This window comes from Streptomyces sp. NPDC007157 (assembly GCF_040634235.1).
Taxonomy (GTDB): Bacteria; Actinomycetota; Actinomycetes; order Streptomycetales; family Streptomycetaceae; genus Streptomyces.
On record NZ_JBEYFE010000001.1, the window covers coordinates 278178 to 297862 of the forward strand.

Below are 19685 nucleotides of genomic sequence, written 5' to 3' on the forward strand. Positions count from 1 at the left end.
CGCACCCCGGCTACCAGCGCACCCCGGCTACCAGCGCACCGGAAGGTTCCGCACCCCTCTCATCAGCGTGCCCGGCAGCCACTCGCCGTGCGGGCCGTCCAGGGCCAGGTCCGGGGCGCGCTCCAGGAGGGCGCGCAGGGCCGTGCGGCTCTCCAGGCGGGCCAGCGGTGCGCCCAGGCAGTAGTGGATGCCGTGGCCGAAGGCGAGGTGGCCGCGGTGGTCGCGGCGGATGTCGAAGCGGTCGGGGTCGGGATAGCGGGCGCCGTCGCGGTCGGCGGCGGTGAGGCCGATCATCACCGGGTCGCCCCGCTCGATGACGGTGCCGGCGATCTCCAGGGGCTCGGCGGCGTACCGGTACGTGGCGTTCTCCACCGGGCCCTGCCAGCGCAGGATCTCCTCGACCGCGCCGTCCAGGAGGCTCATGTCGGCGCGCAGGGCGGCGAGTTGGGCAGGGTGGGTGAGCAGGGCGAGGACGCCGTTGCCGATCAGGTTGACGGTGGTCTCGTGGCCGGCGATCAGCAGGACGAAGGCCATGCCGCGCAGTTCCTCGACGGAGAGCCGGTCACCGTCCTCGGCGGTGGTGCGGATCAGGTCGCTGAGCAGGTCGTCGCTCGGGCCCGCGCTCCGCTTGTCCTCGATCAGGTCCCTCAGATACCCGGCGAGCTCGGCGAACGCGTCGTACTCACTGCTCGGACGGGCGGAGCCGACCACCTCGTTGGAGAGCTTCCGGAACCGTGCGCGGTCCAGCTCGGGTACGCCGAGCAGTTCACTGATCACCGTGATCGGCAGCGGGTAGGCGAGGGCGTCGATGAGGTCGGCGCGACCGCGCGGGAGCATCCCGTCGAGCAGGCGGTCGGTGATCTCCTGGATCCGCGGCTCCAGTGCGGCCACCCGGCGGGCGGTGAACGCGCGCGTGATGAGCCCACGCAGGCGGGTGTGCTGGGGCGGGTCGGCGACCAGCAGGTACTTGCCGATCAGCTCCTCGTCGAGGAACTTGAAGCCGACCTTCTCGGTGTCCTTGGCCAGTCTGGGGTCGGCGAGCGCCGCGCGGGCCTCCTCGTACCCGACGACCAGCCAGGTCTCGTGGTACGCGTCGGGCAGCGGCCACCGCACCCGGTGCACCGGGCCGCGCTCGCGCAGCCGGGCGTAGACCGTGTGCGGGTCCGTGCGCAGACCGTCGCCGTACTCGCCGAGGTCGGTCACCTGCATGCCGTACTCCCCCTTCAGGAGGTCCCCGAGGCCGTCCCGTACCCGGAGAACGTGCGAGGCGCCCGACTGGTGCCCCTACTCCTCCGGCAGTCCCGCGTCGTATGCCAGGAGCGCGATCTGGACGCGGTTGTTCAGGCCGAGCTTGGCGAGGATGCGGGAGACGTGGGTCTTGACGGTGGCGACGCTCATGAACAGGCCGGTGGCGATCTCGGCGTTGGCGAGTCCCTGGCCGACCGCGACGGCGACCTCGCGTTCGCGGTCGTTGAGGGCGGCGAGCCGGTCACGCGCGCGTGCCTGCCGGGTGTCGGCCCGGGTGCCCGCCGCGTGCCGCATCAGCTGGCGGGTGACGGCGGGCGACAGGACGGGGTCACCGGCGGCGACCCGGCGCACCGCGTCCACGATCTCGGCGGGCGGGGTGTCCTTGAGGACGAACCCGGCGGCCCCCGCACGCAGGGCGTGCAAGACCTGTTCGTCGGCGTGGAAGGTGGTCAGGACGACGACCTGCGGGGCGTCCGCACGCGCGCGCAGCCGCTCGGTGGCGGTGAGCCCGTCCACGGACGGCATCCGGATGTCCATCAGGACGACGTCCGGGTGGGTGCGGTCGACGAGCGCCTCGACCTCGTCGCCGTCGGCGCCCTCCCCGACGATCTCGATGTCCCCGGCCCCGCCCATCATCAGGGACAGCCCCGCCCGCACCAGGGGGTCGTCGTCGACGAGCAGCAGTCTGATCGCGGTCATGGCTCCTACGTAATCACGCGGGTACGACATCACGTGGTCGTTTGGGCTGCGGGCACGGTGGCTCAGGCGACGGACACGGCGGCCCAGGCAACGGACACGGCGGCCCAGGCAACGGACACGGTGGCTCAGGCGGCGGCCCCCCAGGGCAGCCAGGCCCGCACCTCGAAGCCGCCGTCGCCGGTGGCCCGGTGCTCCAGCCGTCCCCCGGCCAGCGTCGCGCGTTCGGTCAGGCCGATCAGACCCTGGCCCGAGCCGGGGACGTGCGGGGCGTCGGCCTGCGGGGCGGGGTTGTGCACGGTGATGTCCAGGCCGTCCCCGGGGGCGCCGGTGACGCGCACGGTGACCTCGGCGCCGGGGGCGTGCTCGCGGGCGTTGGTGAGTCCCTCCTGGGCGATGCGGTAGGCGGTGCGGCCGACGGAGGCGGGGACCGCCGTCGGGTCGCCGACATGGTTGTCGAGGGTGACCTTCATGCCGGCCCGGCGGGACTCGCTGACGAGCGCGTCGAGGCCGGCCAGCGTGGGCTGCGGCCGGCCGCCCGCCTCGTCGCCGTCGGCGGCGCGCAGGACGCCGATGATCTCGCGCAGGTCCTGGAGGGCCTCGTGGGCGCTCTCCCGGATCACCCCGGCCGCCCGGGCGATCTCCGCCCGGGGCGCGTCGGGACGGAACTCCAGGGCACCGGCGTGCACGCTGAGCAGGGTCAGCCGGTGGGCGAGGACGTCGTGCATCTCCCGGGCGATGGCCTCCCGGGCCAGCCGCTGGGCCCGCTCGGCGCGCAGCCCGGCCTCGGTCTCGGCCCGCCGGGCCCGGTCGCGCAGGCTGACCATCAGCTGCCGCTTGGAGCGCACGAACATGCCGAGGCTGATGACCAGGAGGGTGAAGAGCACGACCAGGATGACGACGGCCAGGTAGGGCAGGTCGGGGTCGGGACGCAGCCAGTAGAAGAGCGGGACCAGCGCGAGGTTGGCGCCGGCGATCCAGGCGACGTACCGGAACGGACGGTGCACGGCGAGCGTGAACAGGGCGACCATGGCGGCGCCGCCCGCGGTGTCGGAGACGAAACCGACCGGGACCATGGCGATGGCCAGGCCCGTCGGCCAGCGGCGGCGCAGCCAGACCGCGGCGCAGGCCAGACCGCCGATCAGCTGGTCGGCGACCGCGAGGCCGTGGGAGACGTTCGGGTCCTGGCGCATGGTGTTCGCGGCGGCAACGCCCAGCAGGACGGCGAGCAGGAAACAGCTGAAGTCGACGAGCCAGTCCCGCGCGGTGCGCCTGGGCCGCTGGCCGGCCGGGCCCGCGTCGGGGTCGAGTTCATGGATCACGGCGGACGGGAAAAGCCACCGCCGCCGTTCGAACGTCCGTACCGGGATGTCACTGCTCACGGTCGCCAAATCTACGCAGGGCCCCGCCGGTGCCACCTCCCCGAGGACGGGATCGTCGACCAAAGTCGGGCTCGCGTGGACTTCGGGTACGGCACGCGCGCGTACGCGGCGACTTCCGGCGGGGACGGCTCGCCCCGCGGCCGATGGCATGGGGGGAGGCCGCGGGGCGAGAGTCGTGCTGTGAAACAGCTGCTGGAACTGTTCGGATTCGTCGCTCTGGTGCAGGGTGCGCTGGGCCTGCTGCACGAGTTCACCCACTGGCACGTGGGTCTCGTGCAACGGCTCGGCTTCCTCGACGGCTACGGGGTCTACGCGAGCGTCGCACTCGTCGTGCTGGCGATCGCGCTGTTCGCCGTCGCGGAGAGCCGGAGGTCAGGCTGAACTTGGACCGGACCTCCGGCTGGTCGCGCCGTTCCCGGCGGTCGACCGTTGGACTCGGCCGGGAACTCAGCAGCCGAAGTCGACCAGGTCGAACGTCACGTAGTGGTCCGCCGTGTAGTAGTCCTCCTGGGTCTTCTTGCCGGTCACGATGCGACGTGCACCGCGCGTAGAAGAACCGGGCGTCTTCACGGTGTACTCGTGGTAGTAGCCGCTGGCTTGGCTGGGCAGCACACCCTCCTGGTTGCGGAAGACGACGCCGTCCTGCGAGTACGGGAACGGGCCGCCCGACGCGATCAGGTCGAGGGTGTCGTACGCCTGCGACGGCAGGTCGCTGTAGCAGATGCTGCCGACCGAAGTGGCCGCGGCGCCCGCCGTGGTGGCGGTGACGGTACCGCCGACGAGGAGGGCGGACAGGACGACGCCGGCGGCGCCGATGCGGGCGATTCGTGGGGGGAATCTCATGGCTCCATGATGACGCGCGTAGACAGTGGCATGTCAATGACAAGTCTGAAGAATTTTCCGACAAGTCCCTTGAGTTTTCAGGGAGTTAACCTGGGGCCCGCGGCCTTCACGGGGCGGGCCCCGGCCGCGCTAGGCGTTCGCGTCGGCGATGTACGAGCCGTAGTCGGGGCGGCCCGCGAGGTCGTACGAGTGGATGGCGACGCCCGCCGCGGTGACCCGGCCGCCGGTGTGCCGGAACTTCGTCGGCACGGCGCCCTCCGCGAAGAACCGGCGGCCGCTGCCCAGCACGACCGGGAAGGTCAGCAGGTGGAGGGTGTCGACCAGACCCAGCTCCAGCAGGGAGCGGACCAGTGCGCCGCTGCCGTGCACCTGGAGCTCCCCTTCGGTGCGCTCCTTGAGGGCCGTGACCTCCTTGGCGAGGTCGCCGCCGAGGACCGTGGTGCCGGACCACCCGGGGTCGGTGAGGGTCGCGGAGGTGACGTACTTCGGGAGCGCGTTGAGCCTGGCCGCGATCGGGTCGGCGGGGTCGGTGACCTTCGGCCAGAACGAGGCGAAGATGTCGTACGTACGGCGGCCGAGCAGGAAGGCGCCGACCCGGTCGAAGACCTCGGTGACGAACCCGCCGAATTCCGCGTCGCCGTAGGGGTGGCTCCAGCCGCCGTGGGTGAAGCCGCCGCTGGGGTCCTCCTCGGGGCCGCCGGGCGCCTGGTAGACGCCGTCGAGGGTGACGAACATGGTGGAGACGAGCTTGCCCATGAGGGGTTCCTGCTTCCTGGGGTGCGGTCTGCTGTCGTCAGCTCAGACCCGGCGGGCGCCCGCGACTCATCGGCCGTGATCGTCCCTGCGGCGGCTCACCCCGCGTGCGTCGAGAACAGTCCGCCCGTCGGGCCCTGCTTGTCGCCGCCCTGGGCCTTCTTCAGGGCGTTGGCGAGGCTCTCGATGGTGAGGGACTGCAGGATCACCCGGCCGTTGCCCTCCAGGGTGGCCAGGGAGAGGCCCTCGCCGCCGAAGACGGCGTTCATGAGGCCCTGGCGGTTGAGGCCGCCGACGCGCTGGACGCCGTACTGGATGCCCTCCTCGAAGGCGACGACACAGCCCGTGTCGACCTCTATACGGCCACCGAAGTCGGCGGGGTTGAGGTCGATGAAGTTGCCGGCGCCGGCGATGATCACGGTGCCGTGGCCGGTGAACTTCTCCAGGATGAAGCCCTCGCCGCCGCTCATGCCGGTGCGGCCGCCCTGGAAGGCGATGCCGAACTCGACGGTGGACTCGGCCGCCACGAAGGCGTCCTTCTCGGCGAACCACGCGCGCGTGCCGTTGAGCTCCAGGGCGCGCATCTCACCGGGCAGCACGCCCGCGAAGCCGACGGTGCCTTCACCGCCCTGTGCGCTGAAGTACTGGAAGGCCAGTGACTCGCCGGCGAGCATGCGCTGGCCGACCTGCATGGCGGTGCCCATGGCCTGGCGCAGCATGCCGCCCATGCCGCCGCCACCGCCCTGCTGCTGGCCCCCGCCGTTCGGGCCGCTGAGCCGGGTCTCCATGGTCACGTTCGTGGTCTTGAACAGGAACTTTCCGGCTTCGCAGTAGACGGTCTGGCCGGGGTGCAGGTTGACGACCGCCATCTGCATGGCGTTGCCGACGATTTCTTGCTGAAGGGTCACGGGGAAAGAACGTAGCCGACGCTTCGGCGGTTCCCGTCGCCCGCCCGCCCGTACCTGAGGAGGCTGGGCGGGCGGGCGAGGAGCTTCAGGACAGTTCGCGGTGCCTTGTGGTCAGGGACGCCGCTCCTGCTTCCGTCGGCGTTCCGAACAGCCGCAGGCGGGAGATCCCGCCGTCCGGGAAGATGTCCACGCGCGCGTGCGTGCCCACGGCGGGGGAGGCCAGGACGAAGCGGTGGTCGGTGTCCGGCTGGAGGCGGGTGCGCGGCAGGATCTCCCGCCAGTCGCCGTCCTCGCCGTCCCGCACCGACACCGACGCCCAGCCCGCGCTGTTGCCCTTCAGGTACGCCGTGTCGATCTCGATCGCCCGGATCTGGGACTGGGCCACCAGCCGGTAGCGGATCCAGTCGTTGCCCTGGTCGCGGCGCCGGCGCGTCTCCCAGCCGTCGTCCATCTTGCGGGAGCGGCCCGGCTGGATGGTGTTGGTGGCCGGTGAGTAGAAGAGGTTGGAGGCGTCCTCGACCTGACCGCCGTTCTCCAGGGCGAGCACGTCGAAGGTGCCGAGCGCGGCGAGCCACCCGGGGTCCGGGGCGACCTCGCCGTACACGCGCAGGCGGGCGATGCCGCCGTCGGGGTGCTGGTTGACGCGGAGGTGGGTGAAGCGCTGTTCGACGGAGACGGCGAAGCCGTTCGCCGCGTGGCCGCCCACCGGCGTGCGCGGGACGAGCGTCGTCCATTTCACGTCGTCGCCGAGAAGGTCCTCGGGGGACGGCGAGCCCGGCGCCGACGTGCCCTCGACCGACACCGCCTGCGGGTAGTTGCCGCGGAAGTGGGCCGTGTCGACGACGATCCCGCGGACGACGCCGGGGGCGCCGAGGCGGACCAGCGCCCAGTCGTGGTCCTCGGCCGTGGGCCAGGGGTGCCCGGCCGAGGCACCGCGGCGGCGGCGCGTCTCCCAGCCGTCCATGATCTTGCCCTTGTGCCCGAAGTGCTCGGGGTCGAACTCGGCCCGCCCGGGCACCAGCAGGTTCTCCCGCTGGGCGAAGAACTCGTCGTTGGCGGCGATGACCCCGGCGCCGAGCTGCCGGTCGGCGAGGTTGGCGTACTGGGTGAAGGGGAGGTCGGCGGTGCGGTAGTCGGCGTACGGGTCGCCGCCGGAGTAGGGGTTCGCGTCGCCGGTGAAGGTCGGGATCGCCGTCAAAGAAGGTCTTCCTCTCGGGTGTCGGCCGCTGCGGGTGCGGAAGCGAGCGGTGGTCAGGGGGTGCGGGCCAGCAGGCGTCCCTTCGGGGCCGTGAACGCGCCGTCCGCGACGATGCGTTCGCCGCGCAGCCAGGTGGACCTCACGACGCCGTACAGGGTCTTGCCCGCGTACGCGGTGACCCGGTTGCGGTGCTGGAGGCCCGCCGGGTCCACGGTGAAGGTCTCGTCGGGCGCGAGGACGGCGAAGTCGGCGTCCCGGCCCGGGGCGATGGCGCCCTTGCGGTCGTCGAGGCCGACGAGCGCGGCCGTGCGGGCCGACATCCAGCGGACCACGTCCTCCAGGCCGTGGCCGCGCCTGCGGGCCTCCGTCCACACGGCGGGGAGGCTGAGCTGAAGGCCGGAGATGCCGCCCCACGCGGTCGCGAAGTCGTCGGTCTTCAGGTCGGCGGTCGAGGGCGAGTGGTCGGTGACCACACAGTCGATGGTGCCGTCGGCCAGTGCCTGCCAGAGCAGGTCCTGGTTGGCCGACTCGCGGATGGGCGGGCAGCACTTGAACTCGCTGGCGCCGTCCGGGACTTCCTCGGCAGTGAGGGTGAGGTAGTGCGGGCAGGTCTCGACGGTGATCCGGACGCCGTCCCGCTTGGCCTCGGCGATCAGCGGCAGCGCGTCCGACGAGGACAGGTGCAGGACGTGCACGCGCGCGTGGAGGCGTTTCGCGTGCGCGATCAGCTGTGCGATCGCCGTGTCCTCGGCGTCGCGCGGACGCGAGGCCAGGAAGTCGGCGTATCTGGGGCCGCCGTGCTGCGGGGCGGCGGCGAGGTGGTGCGGGTCCTCGGCGTGCACGATCAGCAGGCCGCCGAAGGAGGTGATCTCCGCCAGGGACCGCGCGAGCCGCTCCTGGTCTAGATGCGGGAACTCGTCCACGCCGGACGGCGACAGGAACGCCTTGAAACCGAAGACCCCGGCGTCGTGCAGCGGGCGCAGGTCCTTGACGTTGTCGGGCAGCGCGCCGCCCCAGAAGCCGACGTCCATGTGCGCCTTGTCGGCCGCGACCTCCTGCTTGACGCGGAGGTTGTCGACGGTCGTGGTCGGCGGGAGGGAGTTGAGCGGCATGTCGACGAGGGTGGTGATGCCGCCGGCCGCCGCCGCGCGCGTGGCGGTCCAGAAGCCCTCCCACTCGGTGCGGCCCGGGTCGTTCACATGCACATGGGTGTCGACCAGGCCGGGCAGCAGCACGTCGTCGCCGAAGTCCTCCAGGCGGGCGCCCGCCGGGACGGGGGCGTCGTACGGCAGTACGGCGGTGATCGTCCCGGCGGAGACGGCGACCGAGGCGGCCCGTGTCCCCTCCGGGGTGATGACGCGCGTCGAGCGCAGCACCAGTTCAGCGTCGGACACCCGGACCCCTCTCTCTGCCGCCGTTTTACTTCCGGGAAACGGGATTTACACCCATGTAACGGAATTCAACGTTCTGTTGAAGGAGTCTTCACTCCCGCCCCCGCGCCGTCAAGGGCACACTGCTTCTCGGGGCCACGCGGGCTCACACTCTGGACGTTTCCACAAAGTGGAATTACAATTCCGCCAAGTAGAACGTAGCTACGCACAACCAGGGCGTCAACCGGCCGCCGGGTAGGCTTCTGCCCTTCTGCCCGGTCCGAAAGGCAGCCCCGAAAGGAACGCGCCGTGCCGACGTCCAGCGCCAGCACCACCGACTCCGCCAAGTCCAACGGCGGCGGCGTCCAGTCCCTCGAGCGCGCCTTCGATCTCCTGGAGCGGATGGCGGACGCGGGCGGCGAGGTCGGGCTGAGCGAGCTGTCCGCGAGCAGCGGGCTGCCGTTGCCGACGATCCACCGGCTGATGCGCACGCTGGTCGCCTGCGGCTATGTACGCCAGCAGCCCAACCGGCGGTACGCGCTCGGGCCCCGGCTGATCCGGCTCGGCGAGTCGGCGTCCCGGCTGCTGGGCACCTGGGCGCGGCCGTACCTCGCGCGACTGGTCGAGGAGACCGGCGAGACGGCGAACATGGCACTGCTCGACGGGGACGAGATCGTGTACGTGGCGCAGGTGCCGTCGAAGCACTCGATGAGGATGTTCACCGAGGTGGGCCGACGGGTGCTGCCGCACTCCACGGGGGTGGGGAAGGCGCTGCTGGCGAGTGTGCCGGACGCCGAGGTGCGGGCGCTGCTGGCCCGGACCGGGATGCCGGCGGCCACGGAGAAGACGATCACCACTCCGGAGGGGTTCCTGAGCGCCCTGGCGGAGGTACGGCAGCTGGGGTACGCCGTGGACGACAACGAGCAGGAGATCGGGGTGCGGTGCCTGGCGGTGTCCGTGCCGGATTCGCCCACGGCGGCGGCGATCTCGATCTCCGGCCCGGCGGGGCGGGTCACCGAGGCGGCGACGGAGAAGATCGTGCCGGTGCTGCAGCAGGTGGCGGTTGAGTTGTCCCAGGCGTTGGCGAGTTCAGGAGTCTGAGGGACGGGGGCCGCTTCGCCGTGGGCGGGTGCGGTCCGCGTGGTGACTGACCGCGCCCACGCGGCGGGGCCGCATGTCGATACGGTCCCGCGCCCCTGGTGAGCAACCTCAGCGGCGTTTCAACGTCCAGGCTCCCCGAACAGGTCGACCGCCTGGCGTACGTCCGACAGGCCCCGCGACAGTGCGCTCACCGAACCGATGGCTCCCGCGATCAGTAACAGGGAGCGGCGCAGGCGCGGGGTCTCCGGCATGCCGCCCGTCGCCATCGCCGCCAGCGCGGCCAGCTCGTCCTCGGCTATCGCGCGGTCCGTGAACTCGGCCGGATGCGCGGCCAGTTCGCGGCGCAGTCGCGAGACCGCCGTCCGTAGTTCCGTAACTCTCGGATCCTCGTCACTGCCGGTCACTGGTCTCTGTCCCAAGCTCCGCAACACAGCTCTCCCCCCCCCTCGCCCGGCACCCTTTGACGGTGGTCGGGCGCCTGGCGACGCGGGTCAGTAAACGCCCTCCCGTGCGCGACGCGCTACAGCATGGACCGAAATTCAGCCCTGCGGAACCGGCCGTCCGCCCCGCCGTCGGGTATGCAGGACGCATGACGGACACGCATGACCAGATCGCCGGGCTGCTGCTCGCCGCCGGCGGCGGCAGACGGCTCGGCGGGCGGCCCAAGGCACTGCTCACGCATCGCGGGCGCCCCCTGGTTGAGCACGCGGTCGGGGTGTTGCGCGCGGGCGGCTGCGGGCCGGTGCACGTGGTGCTGGGGGCCTGTGCGGACGACGTGCGGGAGCGGGCCGAGCTGGGCGGCTGCGTGGTCGTGGAGAACCCGGACTGGGCCGAGGGCATGGGGTCCTCGCTGCGGGTGGGGCTGGCCTCGCTCGCCGGGACGGGGGTGCGGGCCGCCCTGGTGTCGCTGGTGGATCAGCCGGGGATCGGGGGCAAGGCGGTGGCCCGGGTACTCGGCGGGTACCGGGACGAGAACTCGCTGGTGGCGGCCGCCTACGACGGGGTGCGCGGCCATCCCGTGCTGTTCGGCTCCCGGCACTGGCCGGGGATCGCCGCGAGCGCGACCGGGGACCGGGGCGCCCGCGCCTACCTCAAGGCCCACGAGGCGGCCATCGCCCTGGTCGAGTGCGGAGATGTGGCCGAGCCGTTCGACATCGACACCGAAGCGGATCTGGGCCACCTTGAGTGAACGGGATGGCACTGAGCGCCACCTTGGCTCGACCCGGAGAATCTCGACATCAACAAACCATTGAACTTCCACAATGAGGAAACTAGTATCCACTGTTCAGAAGCTCCCGGCCCCTGATCGGGTGTGCTTCGCTCTACCCGGAACGACTGGCACCCGGTGCCACCGCTGAAGGAAGTGACAGCTCATGTCCGCACCAGCGCCGTCTCCGCTGGCCATCGTCGACGCCGAGCCCCTGCCCCGGCAGGAGGAGGTCCTCACCGACGCGGCGCTCGCCTTCGTCGCCGAGCTGCACCGGCGGTTCTCGCCGCGCCGTGCCGAACTCCTCGCCCGCCGGGCCGAGCGCCGCGCCGAGATCGCCCGCACCTCCACACTCGACTTCCTCCCGGAGACCGCCGCGATCCGCGCGGACGACTCCTGGCGGGTGGCCCCCTCCCCCGAGGCGCTCAACGACCGCCGGGTCGAGATCACCGGCCCCACCGACCGCAAGATGACCATCAACGCCCTCAACTCGGGCGCCCGGATCTGGCTCGCGGACTTCGAGGACGCCTCCGCGCCGACCTGGGAGAACGTCGTCCTGGGCCAGCTGAACCTGATCGACGCCTACACCCGGAACATCGACTTCACGGACTCCGGCTCCGGGAAGTCGTACGCCCTGCGCCCGGACGAGGAGCTGGCGACGGTCGTGATGCGGCCACGCGGCTGGCATCTGAACGAGCGGCACATCGAGGTCGACGGCGAGCAGGTGCCGGGCGCCTTCGTCGACTTCGGGCTCTACTTCTTCCACAACGCGCGGCGGCTGCTCGACCTCGGCAAGGGTCCCTACTTCTACCTGCCGAAGACCGAGTCGCACCTCGAAGCCCGGCTGTGGAACGACGTGTTCGTCTTCGCCCAGGACCACGTCGGCATCCCGCAGGGCACCGTCCGCGCCACCGTGCTGATCGAGACCATCACGGCCGCGTACGAGATGGAGGAGATCCTCTACGAACTCCGCGACCACGCCTCCGGGTTGAACGCCGGCCGCTGGGACTACCTGTTCTCCATCGTCAAGAACTTCCGTGACGGCGGGCCCAGGTTCGTCCTGCCGGACCGCAACGCCGTGACGATGACCGCCCCGTTCATGCGGGCGTACACCGAACTCCTCGTCCGCACCTGCCACAAGCGCGGTGCGCACGCGATCGGCGGCATGGCGGCCTTCATCCCCTCCCGGCGGGACCCGGAGGTCAACAAGGTGGCCTTCGAGAAGGTCCGCGCCGACAAGGACCGCGAGGCGAACGACGGTTTCGACGGCTCCTGGGTCGCCCACCCCGACCTGGTCCCGATCGCCATGGAGTCCTTCGACCGGGTTCTCGGCGACAAGCCGAACCAGAAGGACCGGCTGCGCGAGGACGTCCACGTCGAGGCCGCCGACCTGATCGCGGTCGACTCGCTGGACGCCAGGCCGACCTACGCCGGTCTGGTCAACGCCGTCCAGGTGGGCATCCGTTACATCGAGGCCTGGCTGCGCGGCCTCGGCGCGGTGGCCATCTTCAACCTCATGGAGGACGCGGCCACCGCGGAGATCTCCCGCTCCCAGATCTGGCAGTGGATCAACGCGGGCGTCGAGTTCGAGAACGGCGAGAAGGCCACGCCGGAGCTGGCCCGCAAGATCGCCGCCGAGGAACTCGACGCCATCCGCAAGGAGATCGGCGAGCAGGCCTTCGCGGCCGGCCACTGGCAGCAGGCCCACGACCTGCTGCTCACCGTCGCCCTCGACGACGACTACGCGGACTTCCTGACGCTGCCCGCGTACCGGCAGCTGCGCGGCTGATCTTCAGAGGCTCACTTGTCCGAGTGGCCCAGGGACTTCCCCGGGGCCACTCGGTCGCGTACGGCCTGCTTCACCGCCGTGGGCTCGGGGAAGCCCTGTTCCCTGCGGTCCCAGACCACCTCGTCGTTCACCCGGACGACGAAGATCCCGCCCTTGCCGGGCTTCAGGGCCAGTTCGGTCAGCTCGGCCTCGAAGGTGGTGAGCAGTTCCTGCGCCAGCCAGGCCGCGCGGGGCAGCCAGCGGCACTGGGTGCAGTACTCGATCTCGACGCGCTGGCTGTCACTCATCCGAGGTGTACCGACCAATCCTGTTGAGCCGCGGGCTTGCCGTGCAGGTCGGGAACCTGCTTCAGCCAGGCCGGACGTCCCTGCTGTGTCCTGGCCGCGCGGGCGGCCTCCTCGGCCGCGAGCTGGTCGCGCCCCGGGAAATCGGTGGGGAGCCACTGCGCGGAGGACCGGACCCGGGCCAGCAGATAGCCGACGTAGGCCTCGCGCATCTCCGCGGGCGTGCCGAAGTCGGTGAGCCAGGCGTCCGGGACCTCGGCGAGGGTGTCCCTGAGCAGCTCCTCGGTGACCCTGGGCGCGAGTTCGGCGTCGGCGGCCCGGGTGTCGGGGCCGTACCTGCCGAGGGCGTGGTGGCGGAAGTCGTAGGCCTTCTCGGGTGCCGAGGCGTCCCAGCGGTGGTGGAAGACGAGGGCCGCTCCGTGGTCGATGAGCCACAGGTGCGCGGGCGCGGTGCCGAACGTCGGCCAGACCATGAGGTTGGAGCTGTGCACCGTACGGTCGACGTTGACGGTGAGCGCGTCCAGCCAGACGATCCGGCCGGCCTCCAGCGGGCCCACCGGGAAGACCTCGGCGAGCTCCGGGGTGAAGTCCTTCGCCCCGGGCAGGAAGTCCATCCCCAGGTTCACCCCGGCGCTGGCCGCGTGCAGCTCGCGTACCTCCTGGTGCGGCTCGTCCTCGGCGATCGCCGGGTCGAAGCGCACGAGCACCAGCTCGGGGAAGCGCAGTCCGAGCGCCCGCGCCAGCTCCCCCACGATCACCTCGGCGACCAGCGCCTTGCGGCCCTGCGCCGAGCCGGTGAACTTCACGACGTACGTCCCGAGGTCGTCGGCCTCGACGAGCCCGGGGAGCGAGCCACCCTCACGCAGGGAGGTGGTGTAGCGGGTGGCGATGACTTCTCTGAGCATTTCCCCAGGCTATTCAGCGGTTCAGCCGTGCGGTCAACAGCGGAGCGAAAGAATACGAGGGTGAGAAGGATGTCACGAGGAACCGCGGCCCGTCTTCGCGTCGTGGGGCAGCCGGCTCCTCACCGCGTCCGGTTCTGCTCGCGTCGCGCCGCGGTGTCGCTGCCGTCCCACTGGTAACGGTCCGTGCCGGGCAGGCCCACGAATTGCAGGACCCGTTCGACGAACTCGTCCCGCAGCTGCGCGAGTGTCTCCGGCACGTTGTAGTACGTGGGGATCATGGGGTACACGGTGGCTCCCGCCTCGGTGACGGCCACCATGTTGCGCAGGTGGATGAGGTTCAGCGGCGCTTCCCGCAGACAGAGGACGAGCCGGCGCCGCTGCTTCAGCATCACGTCCGCGGCCCGCTCGACGAGGCTCTCCGCCTGCCCGTGAGCGATGCGCCCGAGGACGCCGGCCGCACACGGCAGGATGATCATCGCGTCGCTCGGATAGCTGCCGCTGGTCACCGGCCCGGACATGTCGGCCGGATCCAGGAAGCGCACTTTCGGCGACGTCGCCTCCAGTGCCCGGACCACCGAGTCCGGGTCTTCTCCGGTCTGGAATTCGAAGGCGACGAGTTTGCGCCCGTTGGCCGACACCAGAAGGTCGACATGGCCGACCCGGTCATCCCGCTGAAGCGCGGCGAGCAAGGCCTTGGCCACGCCGGTGCCACCCGCGCCCGTGACAGCGACCGTCACGTTCTGCTGGGTCACGATGATCCCCTTTCGTGGCTCGCCGTAAGAGCAGTCGCCTCTGACTCACCGGGCCGGCGCCGTCCCGCCCGCGGGAGTCGAGGACCGGCACAGGGGCCGGGTCCGGCACACACGCTCATCGGTACCTCGCCCGGTGACCGTCAAATCCTGGCGGTCACTCGACCGGCGGATACCCCTCCCGCACCCATCACCCCGGTGACGTGCGCCGTCCCCGTTGCCGGCGACGCGCGAATCGTGACCCGCTTGTTCAGGACTTCCGCAGCGGCGGGACGACGGGCAACTCCACCGCGTCGCGGATGTCCTCGATGGTCATCTTGAAGCTGTCCGGGTAGGCGTCGCGCCGGGTGCGGCGGGCCGGCTCGGAGGTGCGCCACATGTACAGGCACTGCCGGCAGTGACAGATCTCCCAGACCCCGGCGACGGGCGAGGTGTGGATCAGGTCCAGCTTGTCGTGGCCGCAGCGCGGGCACTCGGCGGGCGACGCGTTCTTCGTGGTCTTGGTGGCCATGGCGGTGGGATCTCCTTTCAGAGGGGTCGGCGGGCGGTCACTGCTTGGCGAGCTGCTGCAGCTTGGTGAGCCACTCGCCCATCTCGGGCAGGTCGCGGACCTGGTTGCCGTAGTTGCCGCGGTTGTCCGGCCTGACCGGGGTGGTGGCGTCGATGACGAGCTTGGCGCCGGTGCCGGGACTGTCCGACTGGGGAGCGAGCTCCATCAGCGACAGGTGCGGTACGACGACGAGGTCGTCGCCGGGGTTCATCTTGGTGGACAGTGCCCACATCACCTGGGGGAGGTTGAACGGGTCGACGTCCTCGTCCACCACGATCACGGTGGACGCGTAGCCGAGGCCGTGCGGGGTGGTCAGCACCCGCAGACCGACGGCCTTCGCGAAGCCGCCGTAGCGCTTCTTGGTGGAGACGATGATGGCCAGTCCGTGGGTGTACATCGCGTTGACGGCCTGGACCTCGGGGAAGTCCCTCTTCAGCTGCTCGTACAGGGGCACGCAGGTGTTGGCGGCCATCAGGTAGTCGATCTCGGTCCACGGCATGCCGAGGTAGAGGTGCTCGAAGACCGGGTCCGACCGGTAGGAGATCTTGTCGATCCGGATCACCGGCATGTTGCGGCCGCCGGAGTAGTGCCCGGTGAACTCGCCGAACGGGCCCTCGACCTCCCGCTTGCGGCCCTCGATGACACCCTCGATGACGATCTCGGAGCCCCACGGCACCGGCAGTCCGGTCAGCGGCGCCTCGGCGATCGGTGCGGGGGCGCCGCGCAGCGCGCCGGCCAGCTCGTACTCGTTCTGGTCGTACTCCATCGGCGTGGACGCCACGATCGAGATCACCGGGTCGTTGCCCAGGGTGATGGCGATCGGGAGGTCCTCCCCACGCTCCTCGGCCTTGCGCAGGTGCAGGCCGATGTCGTGCACCGGTCCGGGCTGGATGGCGAGCTTGCGTGGGCCCTTGACCTCGATGCGGTAGATGCCGACATTCTGCTTCCCGGAGTTCTCCGGGTCGTCGGGGTCCTTGGAGACGATGCCGGCCTTGTCGATGTAGAAGCCGCCGTCGCCGTCGTTGAGCCGGACCAGGGGGAGGATGTCGAAGATGTTGATGTCCTCGCCCTCGACGGAGTTCTGTGCCCACAGCGGGTGGTCCCTCCACTCCGGCTCGACCGGGAACTCCGCCCACCGGTTGATGAACTCTTCCACCTGCTCCTTGGTGCCGGTGTTCTTGGGCAAGCCCAACGCCAGGGCGTGGTTGGCCCAGGAACCGTGGACGTTCATGGCGATCCGGGCGCTGTTGAAGCCGGCGATGTTGTCGAAGTACAGCGCCGGTGCGGCCTCCCCCATGCGGCTGGCGGCGTTCGCGGCGGCGGCGACGTCCGGCTCCGGCATCACCTCCTCGGTGATGCGCAGCAGTTGGCCTTCCTTGTCCAGGGCGTCGAGGAAGCTGCGAAGGTCGTCGTAGGCCATGTCCGTTCTCCTTCAGGTGTGATGACGAGGTGTCAGGGAGCCTGCACGCGGTCGGGAACAGGAGCCTCACCGGGCGCGAGAGCATGTGCGGAGCGCATCCCCTCCCAGCGCCTGGCGGCCGGAAAGGGCAGGTCGAACTGGTCGAGGATGCGGGCGGTGACGTGGTCGACGATGTCGTCGACCGATCGCGGGTGGTTGTAGAAGGCGGGCATCGGAGGCACCATCCGCACGCCCATCCGGGACAGTGCCAACATGTTCTCCAGGTGGATGTCGCTCAGCGGGGTCTCCCGGGGGACGAGCACGAGCTTGCGGCGCTCCTTGAGGACCACGTCCGCGGCGCGCCCCACCAGCCCGTCGGCGTAGCCGGCCCGGATGCCTGCCAGTGTCTTCATCGAGCAGGGCACGACCACCATGCCGTCGGTGCGGAACGAGCCCGAGGAGATCGTCGCGCCCTGGTCCTCCGGGCTGTGCACCACATCGGCGAGCGCGCCCACCTCGCGGGCCGAGAAGCCGGTCTCCAACTCGACAGTGGTACGCGCCCAACGGGACAGCACCAGATGGGTCTCCACTTCGGGAAGCTGTTTCAACGCCTGCAGCAGCCGTACCCCGAACGGCGCCCCAGTCGCCCCGGTCATCCCCACAATGAGCCGCATGACTGCCTTCCTTCATACGTCAGGTGGATTCCGCTTCGGTCTCCACGCTAGGGCGCCTTCGCGGGTCATCGCGGGTACGGTCTGGACAGGAGGTGTTCAAAATCGGACAGTCCAGGATTGCGGAGATCCCGTTCCGCCCGGCCGCCGGCGCGCTGCCCGGCCTGGAGGTGCTGCCGCTGGCCCGGCTCGCACGACGGGCCGCCGGGCACGGGTTCGATCCGCGGACGCCCGCGCGGGCCGCGTTCCACCATCTGCTGATGGTCGAGGAAGGGATCGTCCGGCTCACCGTGGACGGGGAACCGCTGCCGGTGCCGCCCGGCGCCTGGCTGTGGATCCGGCCCGAGCAGGTCTACCGCTTCGACGAGGGGCTGGAGCATGCGCAGGGCACCCTGATCCTCTTCCAGCTCGGCCTCCTCGACCCGGCCACCGTCGCCGCCGCCGGCGTCGACCCGCCCTTTCCGTGGGGCGCGCTGCAGCCCTCCCGACACGAGGCCGCGCCCATAGAGCGGACGCTCGAACTGCTCATGGAGGCGTACAGGGAGACCGGCGTACTGCGGCTGGACGCGCAGATCGAACTCATCCGGCATCTGCTGGCGGCGCTGGTGCTGCGCCTCTCGCACCTGTACGTTCGCGAGCGGGGTGCGTCCAGGACCGGCGAGGCGTTCCGGGCGTTCCACGCGGCGGTCGAGCGCGACTTCGCCGAGAGCCGCACGGTCGCCGACTATGCCCGGGCGCTCGGCTACAGCTCGCGGACGCTGACCCGCGCCTGCCTCGCGGCGACGGGAGGTTCCGCGAAGCGGTACCTGGACGACCGGATCGTCCTCGAGGCCAGGCGCCTCCTCGTCCACACCGAGCTGCCGACCTCGGCGGTCGCCGGACGGCTCGGCTTCCCCACTCCCACGGCCTTCTCGAAGTTCTTCAAGCACCACACCGGCGAAACCCCCACCGACTACCGTTCACACGCCTCGGGGCGGAGCCGCGGAAGTGACGCCGTCCGCCCGGAGAGCGGGCCCGGCGGCCTGTGATGCGTGCGATCGTGAGGCGAAGGGACGTCCTGCCTGGTCACGTCACGGACTCGCCGCGCCGTCTCCAGCGGCCGCGCCTCGCGCCGCGCCTTCGGAGCCGGCCACGCCTCGCGTCGCTCCGTCGGAGCCCCGAAGCGTGTCGCACAAGGCGCCGAGCTGCGTCCTCACGGAGGCCGCCGTCGATCTCGCGTGCTGTCGGCGGCGGTTGAGTACGTCGACAAGAGCGGCCAGGTCCGCGGCGCCCGCGGGGTCGTCAGCGTAGCGGGTGGTCTGGAGAGGACCGACCTCGGGAAGGACGATGTCCTCGCGGGCCAGGATGTGGACCAAGGTCAGCAGAGCCGCGCGGGCGTTGCCGTCGGTGAAAGGGTGGAAGAACGCGACGTCGAGGTACGCACGGGCCGCGCGGGCCGCCAGCGGTAGCTCCGGGTCGGTCGCCTCGCGCAGGCAGGTGGCGAAGTCGGCCCGGGTGTGCGAGGTCAGGGCGTAGCGCTCGCGGCCGGCCTTCGCGTAGGCGTCGTTCGCGCGGAACGGTGTCTCCGGTTCGCCGAGGACCTCGCGCTGCCAGGCGGACAGCAGTGTGAAGTCCAGTGGGGCGTGGCGGGCGGCATCGGCGCGGGCCAGGGCATGGGCGGTGAGCAGACGCTGCGCACGGACGGGGTCCCGTCGGCGGACCGGCCCTTCGCACCACGCCCGGAATCCGTCACGCGCATGCGGAACCCGCCGTAGGGCGGGTGCTCGGTGCCAGGCGGTCTCACGGCGAACGCGCAGCCAGGCCGCAAGGCTGTCAGGGACGGTCATGGAGATTCTCCAGCCCCTCCCGTGCACGGTGGTCCTGGTAGGGGGCATGGCCGGTGAGGCCGACGGCGAGGTCCTCACCGACTGATTCGATCAGCACGTGGCCGGGGGTGATCCAGCTCTCGAACCGGCCGCCGATCGCGCTCTCCACCGCCTGCTCCGCCTCGCCCCGGTCCATACCGGTGGTACCGAGGAACCAGCGCAGGACCAGCGCGGCCTGCCCGTACCAAGCGCCCTCCGCGCCTGTGTCCAGCGTGAGGGTCACCAACCGGACGCAGGCCCGCTCCAGATACCAGCTGCGATGCTCGGGAGAGGCTTCCGGCGGCGGCGCCAGCTCCGCGAACCGCTGGGCCATCGCCTCCAGCCACTGGCGCCACTCCAGCAGCGCGGCCACGACGCGGGTCGCGGTCTCCTCAGGGGTCGTCACCGAGCTTGGCCCGGTCACCCAGCTGCCGATGGGCCCGCCGTACCGGTAGCACCAGTTCCACCCCTGAGCCCAGTTCCCGTAGCGGTCCCGGACGATCGCGTCCAGCTGCCTTTCGCACCAGCGTTCGGCCTGCCACCAGCCCGCCATGCCGGAGAGCACGGGTGGCACCCAGACGTGGACCAGCGCGCGAAGGCGGGCCTCCTCGTCCTCGTCCCAGCCGAACGGGTGGCGGGCCGGGTCGATGTCCTCCCAATTCCCCATGCCAGGGGCGGGCGGCACGAGGTTCTCGGGGAGGGGCAGGGTGTCTCGGTTGTACGTCAGCGCCGTCCCGCTTTCTCTGTCCACTGGGGGGCTCATCAGTCTCGGCCCGGGGACCTCGGCT

Annotated in this window: 22 protein-coding genes; 5 read left to right on the forward strand and 17 right to left on the reverse strand. The window is 71.0% G+C overall.

What is annotated here, in order from left to right:
- Positions 1–27: 27 nt before the first annotated feature.
- From ABZ642_RS01210 to ABZ642_RS01220, 3 genes are all read right to left on the reverse strand, one after another.
- Complete coding sequence (locus ABZ642_RS01210; RefSeq protein WP_360475090.1) at positions 28–1209, reverse strand: cytochrome P450; 1182 nt, start codon at positions 1207–1209, stop codon at positions 28–30.
- 75 nt (positions 1210–1284) lie between these two features.
- Positions 1285–1947: a response regulator transcription factor gene (locus ABZ642_RS01215; RefSeq protein WP_360475093.1), complete on the reverse strand. Its 663-nt coding sequence runs from the start codon at positions 1945–1947 to the stop codon at positions 1285–1287.
- Positions 1948–2072: 125 nt separating this feature from the next.
- Complete coding sequence (locus ABZ642_RS01220) at positions 2073–3335, reverse strand: histidine kinase (RefSeq protein ID WP_360475096.1); 1263 nt, start codon at positions 3333–3335, stop codon at positions 2073–2075.
- A 171-nt stretch (positions 3336–3506) separates the two neighbouring features.
- Between ABZ642_RS01220 and ABZ642_RS01225 the strand changes: the two genes are divergently transcribed.
- Complete coding sequence (locus ABZ642_RS01225) at positions 3507–3707, forward strand: hypothetical protein (protein ID WP_360475099.1); 201 nt, start codon at positions 3507–3509, stop codon at positions 3705–3707.
- Positions 3708–3773: 66 nt separating this feature from the next.
- On the opposite strand, the gene ABZ642_RS01230 is transcribed toward ABZ642_RS01225, so the two are convergent.
- The 5 genes from ABZ642_RS01230 to allB all read right to left on the reverse strand — a co-directional run bounded on the left by ABZ642_RS01230 (position 3774) and on the right by allB (position 8422).
- Positions 3774–4169, reverse strand: coding sequence for a ribonuclease (locus tag ABZ642_RS01230; protein WP_360475102.1), 396 nt, complete (start codon positions 4167–4169; stop codon positions 3774–3776).
- A gap of 129 nt (positions 4170–4298) precedes the next feature.
- Positions 4299–4925: a dihydrofolate reductase family protein gene (locus ABZ642_RS01235; RefSeq protein ID WP_360475105.1), complete on the reverse strand. Its 627-nt coding sequence runs from the start codon at positions 4923–4925 to the stop codon at positions 4299–4301.
- Positions 4926–5020: 95 nt separating this feature from the next.
- Positions 5021–5830 (reverse strand): AIM24 family protein, encoded by an 810-nt coding sequence (locus ABZ642_RS01240; protein WP_360475108.1) that lies wholly within the window; start codon positions 5828–5830, stop codon positions 5021–5023.
- Positions 5831–5915: 85 nt separating this feature from the next.
- Entirely contained in the window at positions 5916–7028 is a 1113-nt protein-coding gene (gene alc / locus ABZ642_RS01245; RefSeq protein WP_360475111.1) for an allantoicase, read from the reverse strand.
- A gap of 53 nt (positions 7029–7081) precedes the next feature.
- The gene (gene allB / locus ABZ642_RS01250) at positions 7082–8422 is read right to left on the reverse strand and encodes an allantoinase AllB (RefSeq protein ID WP_360475114.1); all 1341 of its coding nucleotides are present in this window, start codon (positions 8420–8422) and stop codon (positions 7082–7084) included.
- A 285-nt stretch (positions 8423–8707) separates the two neighbouring features.
- Between allB and ABZ642_RS01255 the strand changes: the two genes are divergently transcribed.
- The gene (locus ABZ642_RS01255) at positions 8708–9499 is read left to right on the forward strand and encodes an IclR family transcriptional regulator (protein ID WP_360475117.1); all 792 of its coding nucleotides are present in this window, start codon (positions 8708–8710) and stop codon (positions 9497–9499) included.
- Positions 9500–9618: 119 nt separating this feature from the next.
- On the opposite strand, the gene ABZ642_RS01260 is transcribed toward ABZ642_RS01255, so the two are convergent.
- The gene (locus tag ABZ642_RS01260) at positions 9619–9930 is read right to left on the reverse strand and encodes a DUF5955 family protein (RefSeq protein WP_360475120.1); all 312 of its coding nucleotides are present in this window, start codon (positions 9928–9930) and stop codon (positions 9619–9621) included.
- Between the two features lie 158 nt (positions 9931–10088).
- On the opposite strand from ABZ642_RS01260, the gene ABZ642_RS01265 reads away from it, so the two are divergent.
- Together ABZ642_RS01265 and aceB are read left to right on the forward strand one after the other, a co-directional pair.
- Positions 10089–10688 (forward strand): nucleotidyltransferase family protein, encoded by a 600-nt coding sequence (locus ABZ642_RS01265; protein ID WP_360475123.1) that lies wholly within the window; start codon positions 10089–10091, stop codon positions 10686–10688.
- A gap of 184 nt (positions 10689–10872) precedes the next feature.
- Positions 10873–12495 (forward strand): malate synthase A, encoded by a 1623-nt coding sequence (gene aceB, locus ABZ642_RS01270; protein ID WP_360475126.1) that lies wholly within the window; start codon positions 10873–10875, stop codon positions 12493–12495.
- Positions 12496–12506: 11 nt separating this feature from the next.
- Here aceB and ABZ642_RS01275 read toward each other — a convergent pair whose 3' ends face one another.
- The 6 genes from ABZ642_RS01275 to ABZ642_RS01300 form a co-directional block, all read right to left on the reverse strand.
- Positions 12507–12782, reverse strand: coding sequence for a SelT/SelW/SelH family protein (locus tag ABZ642_RS01275; protein WP_360475128.1), 276 nt, complete (start codon positions 12780–12782; stop codon positions 12507–12509).
- Positions 12779–13684: a HipA family kinase gene (locus tag ABZ642_RS01280; protein ID WP_360475131.1), complete on the reverse strand. Its 906-nt coding sequence runs from the start codon at positions 13682–13684 to the stop codon at positions 12779–12781. Before ABZ642_RS01280 ends, ABZ642_RS01275 begins: the two co-directional genes overlap by 4 nt.
- A gap of 119 nt (positions 13685–13803) precedes the next feature.
- On the reverse strand, positions 13804–14436 hold the full coding sequence (locus tag ABZ642_RS01285; RefSeq protein ID WP_360475134.1) for a UbiX family flavin prenyltransferase: 633 nt from the start codon (positions 14434–14436) through the stop codon (positions 13804–13806).
- Positions 14437–14683: 247 nt separating this feature from the next.
- The gene (locus ABZ642_RS01290) at positions 14684–14944 is read right to left on the reverse strand and encodes a non-oxidative hydroxyarylic acid decarboxylases subunit D (protein ID WP_360475137.1); all 261 of its coding nucleotides are present in this window, start codon (positions 14942–14944) and stop codon (positions 14684–14686) included.
- Positions 14945–14981: 37 nt separating this feature from the next.
- Entirely contained in the window at positions 14982–16403 is a 1422-nt protein-coding gene (locus tag ABZ642_RS01295; RefSeq protein WP_360475140.1) for a non-oxidative hydroxyarylic acid decarboxylases subunit C, read from the reverse strand.
- Positions 16404–16435: 32 nt separating this feature from the next.
- Complete coding sequence (locus ABZ642_RS01300) at positions 16436–17056, reverse strand: non-oxidative hydroxyarylic acid decarboxylases subunit B (RefSeq protein ID WP_360475143.1); 621 nt, start codon at positions 17054–17056, stop codon at positions 16436–16438.
- 92 nt (positions 17057–17148) lie between these two features.
- On the opposite strand from ABZ642_RS01300, the gene ABZ642_RS01305 reads away from it, so the two are divergent.
- Complete coding sequence (locus tag ABZ642_RS01305; protein ID WP_360475145.1) at positions 17149–18081, forward strand: AraC family transcriptional regulator; 933 nt, start codon at positions 17149–17151, stop codon at positions 18079–18081.
- A gap of 42 nt (positions 18082–18123) precedes the next feature.
- Here the strand turns inward: ABZ642_RS01305 and ABZ642_RS01310 are convergent, their stop codons facing one another.
- On the reverse strand, positions 18124–18879 hold the full coding sequence (locus ABZ642_RS01310; RefSeq protein WP_360475148.1) for a Fic family protein: 756 nt from the start codon (positions 18877–18879) through the stop codon (positions 18124–18126).
- A complete protein-coding gene (locus tag ABZ642_RS01315; protein WP_360475151.1) occupies positions 18866–19648 on the reverse strand; it encodes a hypothetical protein in 783 nt (260 codons plus the stop codon). The genes ABZ642_RS01310 and ABZ642_RS01315 overlap by 14 nt, the downstream gene beginning before the upstream one ends.
- Between the last annotated feature and the right edge of the window lie 37 nt (positions 19649–19685).